We start from the raw sequence: 10,945 nt of genomic DNA on the forward strand, positions 1-10,945 counted from the left end.
TCAATCGTTCAATTTTTGGTAGCGCTGTTCGACACAAATCACATTAATATAAACACCAGAAAACAGAATCCAGGAATTACCATGGCAAAACCAATTATCACGCTTAATGGTCTAAAAATAGTGATTATGCTGGGAATGTTAGTCATCATTCTCGCAGGCGTTCGTATTGCGGCGGATATCATTGTCCCCTTTATTTTGGCGCTATTTATTGCCGTTATTTTAAACCCGGTGGTACAACGGATGGTCAAATTGCGTATCCCTCGCGTGCTGGCGGTGTCATTACTGGTCGTTATTATTGTGATGGCAATGGTGTTGCTGTTGGCGTATTTAGGAACCTCCTTAAATGAACTTGCCCGAACGCTGCCGCAGTACCGTTCATCGCTAATTATCCCGCTGAAGAGCATTGAACCGTGGCTCCAGCGAGCAGGAATTGGCGTTTCTGTCGATGAACTGGCGAAATTTATCAACCCTAACGCGGCCATGACGCTGGTCACCAACCTGTTGACCCAACTGTCTAATGCCATGTCGTCTATCTTTTTACTCCTGCTGACCGTCGTTTTTATGCTGCTGGAAGTGCCACAACTACCCGGCAAGCTAAAACAGATGATGGCTAATCCCGCAGAGGGTATGGCAGCTATCCAGCGCGCCATTGACAGCGTTTCGCATTATCTGGTGCTGAAGACCGCCATCAGCATTGTGACGGGTCTGGTCGCCTGGGGAATGTTGGCGGCATTGGATGTGCGTTTTGCCTTCGTCTGGGGGTTACTGGCATTTGCACTGAACTATATTCCTAATATTGGTTCCGTGCTGGCGGCAATTCCCCCTATCGCCCAGGTGCTGGTGTTCAGCGGATTTTACGACGCGCTTGTCGTGCTGGCGGGATATCTGGCCATCAACCTGGTGTTCGGGAATATTCTCGAACCCCGCATCATGGGACGTGGATTAGGACTTTCGACGCTGGTGGTGTTTCTGTCATTGATTTTCTGGGGATGGCTGCTCGGTCCCGTTGGTATGCTGCTCTCGGTGCCGCTGACTATCATCGTTAAAATCGCGCTAGAGCAAACCACGGGCGGTCAAAGTATTGCGGTTTTGCTTAGCGACCTCAACAAAGCCTGATATAAAAAACGGCCTCCGCAGAGGCCGTTCACATCATTTCCGGATAACCGCTATCTTTAAAGCGCTTTCAGAATGGCATCCACGCTGGCTTTGGCATCACCAAACAGCATGTGGGTGTTTTCTTTAAAGAACAGCGGGTTCTGCACGCCTGCGTAGCCGGTGTTCATGGAACGTTTGAAGACGATGACGTTCTGTGCTTTCCACACTTCCAGTACAGGCATACCGGCAATCGGGCTACGCGGATCGTCGAGCGCCGCCGGGTTAACGGTGTCGTTCGCGCCAATCACCAGCACAGTGTCGGTGTCGCTGAAATCGTCGTTGATCTCATCCATTTCCAGCACGATGTCGTACGGCACTTTCGCTTCCGCCAGCAGTACGTTCATGTGGCCTGGTAAACGCCCTGCCACCGGATGGATCCCGAAACGCACTTTGATACCGCGTGCGCGCAGCTTCTCGGTGATTTCCGCCACCGGATACTGTGCCTGCGCCACCGCCATGCCGTAGCCTGGGGTGATGATCACCGAGTGGGAGTTTTTAAGCATGTCAGCAGTGTCTTCCGCATTGATTTCGCGGTGTTCACCCACTTCTTCATCCGCCCCCGTTGAAGAGCCATCAGTACCGAAGCCACCAGCAATCACGCTGATAAACGAGCGGTTCATCGCCTTACACATAATGTAAGACAGAATCGCACCCGAAGAACCGACCAGCGCACCGGTCACAATCAGCAGATCGTTACTCAGCATAAAGCCCGCTGCGGCCGCCGCCCATCCTGAGTAGGAGTTCAGCATGGAAACCACCACCGGCATGTCCGCGCCGCCAATCGACGCCACTAAGTGCCAGCCAAACGCGAGCGCGATAATGGTCATCACCAACAAGGCAAGAACCTGCAGGCCGACGCTTTCGGTACGGACAAAGAGCACCATCAGCAGGAAGGAGACCACCAGCGCCGCCAGGTTCATTTTGTGGCGGTTCGGTAACATCAGCGGTTTGGAAGAGATCTTCCCACGCAATTTGCCAAACGCAACAACAGAACCCGTAAAGGTGACCGCACCAATGAAGATACCGAGGAACACTTCCGTCAGGTGAATGTTCACCAGAATCGGCTCCAGACCGGCTTCGTGGTACAGGTAGCTGTTGAAGCCAACCAACACCGCAGCCAGACCGACGAAGCTGTGCAGGATCGCCACCAGCTCTGGCATTTCGGTCATTTCAACTTTCTTCGCCAGACGAATACCAATCGCGCCGCCGATGATCATAGCCACCAGAATCCAGGCTACATTGCCGGTATCCGGGCCAAAAATCGTGGCAATCAGCGCAATCGCCATCCCGGCGATACCAAAGTTATTACCCTGCTGGGAGGTTTCATGCTTCGAGAGCCCCGCCAGACTGAAAATAAACAGGATCGCGGCAACAATGTATGCAGCTGTAACTAATCCTCCAGACATGTGTTACCCCTTAGTTTTTCCGGAACATTTTCAGCATGCGCTGAGTCACGGTGAAGCCACCGAAAATATTAATACTGGCGATAAGCACCGCAATAAAGCTCAGGAAGCTCACCCAGCCGCCCTGCCCAATTTGCAGCAATGCGCCCACCACAATGATCCCCGAGATGGCGTTAGTGACCGACATCAATGGGGTATGCAGCGCATGAGAGACGTTCCATACCACGTAGTATCCCACCACGCAGGAAAGCGCGAACACCGTAAAGTGACCGAGGAACTCTTTCGGCGCCACATCCGCCAGCCAGCCAAAGAGGATGATGGCCAGAGCCATAAAGGCGAATTTACGCCACGGCGAAGCCGGTTTAGCGGGTTCTTTCGGCGCAGGTGCCGCTTTAGCCGCTGCCTGAGGTTGCGCAGAAACCTGGATCGGCGGTGCCGGCCAGGTGATTTCGCCGTCGCGCACAACCGTGACGCCACGAATCACCACATCGTCGAAATCAACGGTGACATTGCCGTCTTTTTCTTTGCACAACAATTTGAGCAGATTGACAAGGTTAGTGCCATACAGCTGGGAAGACTGCGTCGGCAGGCGACCCGGCAGATCGGTATACCCAATCACTTTCACGCCATTTTCGGTGGTCGTAATCTGGTTTGGCACGGTGTATTCACAGTTGCCGCCATTTTGTGCTGCCAGGTCAACAATCACACTGCCCGACTTCATGGAGTCAACCATTTCGCGGGTGATCAGTTTCGGCGCGGGTTTACCCGGAATAAGCGCCGTGGTGACGATAATGTCGACCTCTTTGGCCTGCGCCGCAAAGAGGGCCATTTCTGCTTTGATAAACGCTTCAGACATGACTTTGGCATAGCCATCGCCGCTGCCTGCATCCTCTTTAAAGTCCAGTTCGAGGAATTCAGCGCCCATACTCTGGACCTGCTCTTTGACCTCCGGACGGGTATCGAATGCGCGAACGATCGCCCCAAGGCTGTTTGCCGCGCCAATCGCTGCAAGACCCGCGACGCCAGCGCCAATCACCATCACTTTTGCCGGAGGAACCTTACCCGCCGCGGTGATCTGGCCGGTAAAGAAGCGGCCAAATTCATGCGCGGCTTCAACAATAGCGCGATAGCCGGCGATGTTTGCCATTGAGCTCAGGGCATCGAGAGACTGCGCGCGCGAGATACGCGGCACGGAATCCATTGCCATGACGGTGACATTACGCTCAGCAAGTTTTTGCATTAATTCCGGGTTCTGCGCAGGCCAGATAAAACTGACCAGCGTTGTCCCGGCATTCAGCAACGGAATTTCTTCATCTTCTGGCGCATTGACCTTCAGAATGACCTCTGACTGCCAAACCGCATTTCCATCCACAATTTCAGCGCCTGCTTGCACAAACGCCTTGTCGTCAAAACTTGCCAGTTGACCAGCGCCGCTTTCAATCGCGACGGTAAAACCCAGTTTCAGCAGTTGCTCAACCGTTTTCGGCGTCGCGGCGACACGGGTTTCATTGGTAAACCGCTCTTTTGGTATGCCAATTCGCATAATATTCCCTTCCATCGTTTTTTTTGATGATGGTTTGTCAGTGATCGCAAGATGCATATGCACACTTGCGGAAGAGGTAAACGTTACCTCTGCAAAATAAAACAGTAACAAACTCTTTATAACCTACTGAAAATAGCGCCTGTGATCTAGCGCCAAAAAGCAGTATTTATTGTTAAATTCGCAAAAGATGAACGATTCAGCCTGCAGACAGGGATAATGACCTTGAAATAGCGCTCTAAGGCCGATAATCCGCTCAAGCGGAGCGGCAAAACATGATTTAGCGCCACCCATAAACATACGATTAACATTAAATTAACTTATGCAATTCATGAACTTCATTAGCTTTAGCGCTTAAAAGCCTGTTTTTTAGACATATCAGGGAATGTGATCGGCTTTGTGATGTCACATAACACGATGAATGAAAATTGACGCAGACATTGACAGGAATTAAATGCAATAATCAGCCACGTTTCTAGTCAATAACAATACCAGTACCTGGTTTGCGCAAGGCGAAGGATTATTTTTATGAAGCTTAAGAACACTCTCCTGGCGTCCGCACTTCTTTCTGCGACTGCTTTTTCTGTGAATGCAGCGACAGAACTGACGCCGGAGCAAGCGGCAGCATTGAAACCTTATGACCGTATTGTGGTCACTGGCCGTTTTAATGCGATTAGCGATGCGGTAAATGCTGCATCCCGCCGTGCAGATAAAGAAGGTGCAGCCTCTTTTTATGTTGTTGATACATCTGACTATGGCAGTGGTGGTAACTGGCGCGTCGTGGCCGACCTCTATAAAGCGGATGCTGAAAAAGCAGAAGCCTCCAAAAATCGCGTGATTAACGGCATTGTAGAATTACCAAAAGATCAGGCTGTTGCGCTGGAACCGTATGACACCGTGACCGTGCAAGGTTTCTACCGTAACCAACCGGAAGTCAATGACGCTATCACCAAAGCAGCAAAACAGAAAGATGCGTACGCCTTCTTTATCGTTCGCCAGATTGACGCCAACCAGGGCGGTAATCAGCGTATCACCGCCTTCCTCTACAAAGAGGATGCGAAAAAACGTGTGATTCAGAGCACTGACGTGATTCCGGCAGATTCCGAAGCGGGACGCGCGGCACTGGCCGAAGGTGGCGAAGCGGCGAAGAAAGTTGAAATCCCAGGCGTTGCAGCAACCGCTGCGCCGAGCGCCGATGTGGGTCGCTTCTTCGAAACGCAATCGACCAAAGGTGGGCGTTACACTGTCACTCTGCCGGACGGGACAAAAGTCGAAGAGCTGAACAAAGCAACTGCCGCCATGATGGTGCCTTTCGACAGCATCAAATTCACGGGTAACTATGGCAACATGACGGAAGTCTCGTATCAGGTTGCTAAACGTGCCGCGAAAAAAGGTGCCAAGTACTACCACATCACTCGCCAGTGGCAAGAACGTGGTAATAACATGACCATCAGCGCCGATCTGTATAAGTAAGGCGCATCAGTAACAAAATAAGGCGGCTTTTTGCCGCCTTTAGTTTTTTTAATCATAAATCTGCCCATGATGATTGCATGCGCTCTCTTCTCTCCGTAAAATCCCGCGCCTTGAGATGCTTTCGCTATTTTTATGCATTTTGGCAAAATAATTATTCTCCCACTCTCGTTTTTACAACTGGATATCGATGGAAAAGAAACTGGGTCTGAGCGCGCTCACCGCGCTGGTACTAAGCTCAATGCTTGGCGCAGGTGTTTTCAGTCTGCCGCAAAACATGGCGGCAGTTGCCAGCCCGGCGGCATTATTGATTGGTTGGGGTATCACCGGCGCAGGTATTTTACTGCTGGCCTTCGCGATGCTGATTCTGACGCGTATTCGCCCCGACCTTGATGGCGGGATCTTCACCTACGCGCGTGAAGGCTTTGGCGAGTTGATTGGCTTCTGCTCCGCATGGGGGTACTGGCTATGCGCGGTTATCGCCAACGTTTCCTATCTGGTAATTGTTTTTTCGGCCCTCAGCTTCTTTACCGATACGCCTGAGCTGCGTCTTTTTGGCGACGGCAATACCTGGCAATCTATTATCGGCGCATCCGTGCTGCTGTGGGTGGTTCACTTTCTCGTGTTGCGTGGCGTCCAGACGGCGGCCAGCATTAATCTGGTCGCCACACTGGCAAAACTCCTGCCGCTTGGCCTGTTTGTCATCCTGGCGATCATGCTGTTTAAGCTCGACACCTTCCGTCTCGATTTTACCGGTCTGGTTTTGGGCGTCCCGGTCTGGGAACAGGTGAAAAACACCATGCTGATCACGCTCTGGGTGTTTATTGGTGTGGAAGGCGCGGTCGTCGTTTCCGCGCGCGCCAGAAACAAACGCGACGTTGGACGCGCTACGCTGCTGGCCGTCATCTCCGCGTTGGGGGTTTATCTGCTGGTCACCCTGCTCTCTCTTGGCGTGGTTGCCCGTCCGGAACTGGCGGAGATTCGTAACCCGTCGATGGCCGGTCTGATGGTCAAAATGATGGGGCCGTGGGGCGAAATCATTATCGCTGCAGGGCTGATTGTCTCGGTTTGTGGTGCGTACCTGAGCTGGACAATTATGGCAGCGGAAGTGCCATTCCTCGCCTCGACGCACAAAGCGTTCCCGCGTATTTTCGCACGCCAGAACGCGCAGGGTGCGCCGTCGGCGTCGCTGTGGTTAACCAACCTCTCTGTCCAGGTTTGTCTGGTCCTGATCTGGCTCACAGGTTCCGATTACAACACCTTGCTGACCATTGCCTCTGAAATGATTTTGGTGCCTTATTTTCTGGTCGGCGCATTTTTGTTGAAGATTGCCACGCGTCCCCTTCACCAGGCCGTGGGTGTCGGTGCCTGTATTTATGGTTTATGGTTGTTGTACGCGTCCGGCCCTATGCATCTGTTACTGTCGGTCGTGCTTTACGCGCCAGGGCTGCTGGTTTTCCTTTACGCCCGCAAGACACATACGCACGATAATGTGTTAAACCGCCAGGAAATCGTCCTGATTGGTCTACTGTTAATAGCCGCCGTTCCAGCGACGTGGATGTTGGTGGGGTAAGTATCGCCCCATCGTTTGATACCAAAAGGAGATTACGATGGGTAAGCATCCATCCTTGCCAATTCTTATCACCGGTGGAGGCCGCCGCATTGGCCTCGCCGTAGCATGGCACTTTCTGAATCAACACCAGCCGGTCATTGTGAGCTACAGGACGCGCTATCCTGCCATTGCGCATTTGGAAAAAGCCGGAGCGGTATGCATTCAGGCCGATTTTTCAACCGATGAGAACGTGCTGAGTTTTGCTGAAGAGGTCAAAACCAGGACTGACGGGTTGCGCGCTATTCTGCATAATGCCAGCGCCTGGCGGGCAGAAACGCCCGATACGCCGCTCTGCGATGTGTTGTCATCGATGATGCAGATTCACGTCAATACCCCCTACCTGCTCAACCACGCGTTAGAAAGCCTGTTGCGTGGACGCGGACATGCTGCCAGCGACATTATTCACTTCACCGATTACGTTGTAGAGCGCGGCAGCGACAAACACATTGCTTACGCGGCCAGTAAAGCAGCGCTGGACAACATGACCCGCTCATTCGCCCGAAAACTGGCCCCGGAGGTCAAGGTTAACGCTATTGCTCCTTCGCTCATTTTATTCAATGAAGGCGATGATGCTGAGTACCGTGAGCAGGCACTGAAAAAGTCGCTGATGAAAACAGCCCCCGGTGAACAAGAGGTCATCGACGTAGTGGATTATCTGCTCACCAGCGACTTTGTGACAGGACGCAGTTTTGCCCTGGATGGTGGGCGCCACTTACGTTAATGCAGCTTTACCCAACAGACGATCAGCAGCCAGGCGCTTAACCCCCAGCACACGACCGAGCCGCCAAGAGCGACCGGCAAGCGCATAAAACCGGTGAAGTACCACAATGAAACCAGATACACAAAATAGGGAATGATCGACCACATACTAAACACGATGGTCGTGCGTAACGCCTCTACCCCGCGCTCACTGGCCACAATATAGTGTGCAATGAGCGCAAACGTGGGAAACAGAGGGATTAACCCGGCGATATAATAATTTTTTGTTTTTGCCAGCAAACCGATCAACACCACCACCAGCGCACCCAGCGCGGCTTTTATAACGAGTCCCATTCCTCTGCCTTAACACATCGATAACATCAGTCACTAGCATAACGGAAGCGATCTCGTTTAGAAAAGAGTAATAGCAGGGAAAACAGCGGCAGTGTATGTTGTCGTTTTATTTTCATAATGAATGATATGAACACCATCGTATTTGTCGAGGATGAACCCGAAGTGGGTTCGCTGATTGCCGCCTACCTGGCCCGGCATGATATTGAGGTCATTGTTGAGCCTCGGGGCGATCGGGCTGAAGAGGTGATTCTGCGAACGCAACCCGATCTGGTGTTGCTGGATATCATGCTGCCAGGCAAAGACGGCATGACCATCTGCCGCGACCTGCGCGAGCGCTGGCATGGCCCCATCGTTCTGCTCACCTCGCTGGATAGCGACATGAATCATATCCTGGCGCTGGAAATGGGTGCCTGTGACTACATTCTAAAAACCACGCCGCCTGCCGTGCTGCTGGCTCGCCTGCGTTTGCATCTACGCCAGAGCGAGCAGTCAGCCCATACCAAAGGCATCCAGAGTGCTATCGTCGCACCGCATAAAACGTTACGTTTTGGCACGCTCGCCATCGACCCCGTTAACCGTACGGTGGTGTTGTCAGGCGAACAGATTTCGCTTTCAACAGCAGACTTTGAGCTTCTGTGGGAACTGGCAACACATGCAGGAACAATCATGGATCGTGATGCGTTGCTGAAAAACTTGCGGGGCGTAAGTTATGACGGGCTGGATCGTAGTGTGGACGTGGCAATATCCCGTCTGCGGAAAAAATTGCAGGATAGCGCCACCGAGCCTTACCGAATAAAAACGGTTCGCAACAAAGGATATTTGTTTGCTCCCCACGCCTGGGAAGACACGCAACGTGATTGATCGAGGACATTCATGAAAAAGGTGACGATGTGCGGACGTTTCGCACAAGCCCAACCCCATGAATGCGGCCTGGCTGATGCCGTCAGGTGTGACTTTGCCCTGATTCTGAATCTATCGATTGTTACAACGTCACGTATGATATCAGCATTCAGCTTCTGAGTTGAACGCGTGGAGCAGACGTTCAGTCCAGATGTTTATTCATTGAACTCGCGTTGGCCGTCATCCACTCAGCAAGAGAATCCAGTGTCGGACGCAGTGATTTACCCAGCTCGGTTATTTGATACTCCACTCTCGGTGGAACTTCAGCGAACACTTTTCTGTTCACCAGCCCACGGGCCTCAAACTGCCGCAACTGGCGAGTCAGTTCTTTCTGAGTGATAGGTCTGACTGCCCGTTGTAACTCACTGAAACGAACCGGTTCGTCTAATAAAATCAGACGATAGAGAATGGGTATCGCCCACTTACCGGCTATCAGATTCACAAAACTCACCATCGGGCATCCCGCGTTACTCTCTGCTAAAGCCGAAATATTTTTTGTCATTGGATCTCCGGTCTCACGTCATAGCATCCCATAGGGTTCCTTAGTATCCATATGGTGCCTACTTTCCAAAGGATACTGAAGGATAAATAATTACGCCACCAATAATACGTGGAGTGGGAAAATGGGCAGACTTGATGGCAAATACGCACTGATTACCGGTGGTACCAGCGGCATTGGTTTAGAGACCGCACGTCAGTTTCTGGCAGAAGGCGCAAAGGTAGCCATCACGGGTCGTAGCGAACAAAAACTACGGGAGGCAAAAAAAGAGTTAGGTGACGTTGTTCTTTTTCGAATTGAGGCCGGTGATATTTCTCAACAAACTAACCTGGCAGCAGCGTTACAAGAACGATGGCCGCGACTTGATATTTTATATCTCAATGCAGGTGATGTTACGCATAAGCCGCTGGAATCCTGGGATGAGCAGGCTTACGACGCTCTGATGAATACAAATCTTAAAGGCCCATTTTTCCTGATCAAAGCACTACTTCCAGTGCTTTCTAATCCATCCTCCGTCATTGTTTGTGGCTCAGTTAGCGCCCGTATTGGTTTTCCACAAAGCAGTGCTTACGCTGCAAGTAAAGCCGCGATCCTCTCTCTGGCACGAACACTTTCTGCAGAGCTTCATCCGCGTAGGATCCGTGTAAATGGCTTAAGCCCCGGACCGACTGAAACACCGGCACTGGACAAAGTTGGGGGCGGAGTGGACGAATATAAGCTCAGGGAAGATATCCGGGCTTTAGTACCCATCGGGCGTTTAGGGACACCCTATGAATTAGCTAAAGCAGCCGTTTTCCTTGCTTCTGATGAATCGTCATTCGTCGTCGGTACTGAGCTACTGGTTGATGGGGGCGTCGGTAATCTTTAGCGAGTGATATATCTATAGCGGCCTGATTGAATGACTGTCAGGCTGCTATGAGCGGACGCAAGCTATGTGTCATCCAGATTTATCATCTCCACTTAGCTAACGACATTGTTCTAATTCAACAGCATCGCGAACCTTTTCCAGGGCTTTACGCAAATTAGGAATGCTCACCGAGCCAAGCGCGATTCTTATAGCCTGTGACCTGCCCCCAGGATTAGATACAACCTTCAGTTAGTAATGTCGGTTGGTTTTTCTTCATATTTCCCGTTTCGCCAGTCCGCTGCAAATTCAGCTGGCGTCTGGTAATCCAGCGATGAATGTGGACGGCACTCGTTATAATCCTGCCGCCAGTCATTAATCGTTTTCCTGGCATAAGTAATATCGCCGAACCAGTGCTCGTTCAGGCATTCATCTCTGAATCGTCCGTTGAAACTCTCAATAAATCCGT

General features: G+C 51.6%; 11 protein-coding genes. 6 read left to right on the plus strand and 5 right to left on the minus strand.

Features of this window, described 5'->3' with window-relative positions:
* Window positions 1–81 precede the first annotated feature (81 nt).
* Window positions 82–1,116 (plus strand): AI-2E family transporter, encoded by a 1,035-nt coding sequence (locus NNO04_RS18460; RefSeq protein ID WP_271445915.1) that lies wholly within the window; start codon window positions 82–84, stop codon window positions 1,114–1,116.
* Between the two features lie 56 nt (window positions 1,117–1,172).
* Here the strand turns inward: NNO04_RS18460 and pntB are convergent, their stop codons facing one another.
* Entirely contained in the window at window positions 1,173–2,561 is a 1,389-nt protein-coding gene (gene pntB, locus NNO04_RS18465) for a Re/Si-specific NAD(P)(+) transhydrogenase subunit beta (protein WP_271445916.1), read from the minus strand.
* A 10-nt stretch (window positions 2,562–2,571) separates the two neighbouring features.
* Window positions 2,572–4,101, minus strand: a complete 1,530-nt coding sequence (gene pntA, locus NNO04_RS18470; RefSeq protein ID WP_271445917.1) for a Re/Si-specific NAD(P)(+) transhydrogenase subunit alpha — start codon at window positions 4,099–4,101, stop codon at window positions 2,572–2,574.
* Window positions 4,102–4,626: 525 nt separating this feature from the next.
* On the opposite strand from pntA, the gene ydgH reads away from it, so the two are divergent.
* The 3 genes from ydgH to folM all read left to right on the plus strand — a co-directional run bounded on the left by ydgH (window position 4,627) and on the right by folM (window position 7,901).
* Complete coding sequence (ydgH, locus tag NNO04_RS18475) at window positions 4,627–5,571, plus strand: DUF1471 family protein YdgH (RefSeq protein WP_271445918.1); 945 nt, start codon at window positions 4,627–4,629, stop codon at window positions 5,569–5,571.
* A gap of 187 nt (window positions 5,572–5,758) precedes the next feature.
* Window positions 5,759–7,141: an amino acid permease gene (locus tag NNO04_RS18480; protein ID WP_271445919.1), complete on the plus strand. Its 1,383-nt coding sequence runs from the start codon at window positions 5,759–5,761 to the stop codon at window positions 7,139–7,141.
* A 37-nt stretch (window positions 7,142–7,178) separates the two neighbouring features.
* The gene (gene folM / locus NNO04_RS18485) at window positions 7,179–7,901 is read left to right on the plus strand and encodes a dihydromonapterin reductase (protein ID WP_271445920.1); all 723 of its coding nucleotides are present in this window, start codon (window positions 7,179–7,181) and stop codon (window positions 7,899–7,901) included.
* On the opposite strand, the gene NNO04_RS18490 is transcribed toward folM, so the two are convergent.
* Window positions 7,898–8,233 carry a GlpM family protein gene (locus NNO04_RS18490; protein WP_271445921.1) on the minus strand — a complete coding sequence of 112 codons (336 nt, stop codon included), beginning with the start codon at window positions 8,231–8,233 and terminating at the stop codon, window positions 7,898–7,900. The genes folM and NNO04_RS18490 overlap by 4 nt on opposite strands.
* A 126-nt stretch (window positions 8,234–8,359) precedes the next feature.
* Here NNO04_RS18490 and rstA point away from each other — a divergent pair, with 126 nt between their 5' ends.
* Window positions 8,360–9,094 carry a two-component system response regulator RstA gene (rstA, locus tag NNO04_RS18495; protein WP_271445922.1) on the plus strand — a complete coding sequence of 245 codons (735 nt, stop codon included), beginning with the start codon at window positions 8,360–8,362 and terminating at the stop codon, window positions 9,092–9,094.
* A 181-nt stretch (window positions 9,095–9,275) separates the two neighbouring features.
* Here rstA and NNO04_RS18500 read toward each other — a convergent pair whose 3' ends face one another.
* A complete protein-coding gene (locus tag NNO04_RS18500) occupies window positions 9,276–9,635 on the minus strand; it encodes a winged helix-turn-helix transcriptional regulator (RefSeq protein WP_271445923.1) in 360 nt (119 codons plus the stop codon).
* 121 nt (window positions 9,636–9,756) lie between these two features.
* Between NNO04_RS18500 and NNO04_RS18505 the strand changes: the two genes are divergently transcribed.
* Window positions 9,757–10,500 carry an SDR family oxidoreductase gene (locus tag NNO04_RS18505; protein WP_271445924.1) on the plus strand — a complete coding sequence of 248 codons (744 nt, stop codon included), beginning with the start codon at window positions 9,757–9,759 and terminating at the stop codon, window positions 10,498–10,500.
* Window positions 10,501–10,724: 224 nt separating this feature from the next.
* Here NNO04_RS18505 and NNO04_RS18515 read toward each other — a convergent pair.
* A partial coding sequence (locus tag NNO04_RS18515) for an integrase core domain-containing protein (protein WP_271445925.1) occupies window positions 10,725–10,945 on the minus strand: 221 nt, incomplete at its 5' end.

The sequence above is a fragment of the Citrobacter sp. Awk 4 genome (genome assembly GCF_028069725.1).
Classification (GTDB): Bacteria; Pseudomonadota; Gammaproteobacteria; order Enterobacterales; family Enterobacteriaceae; genus Citrobacter_D.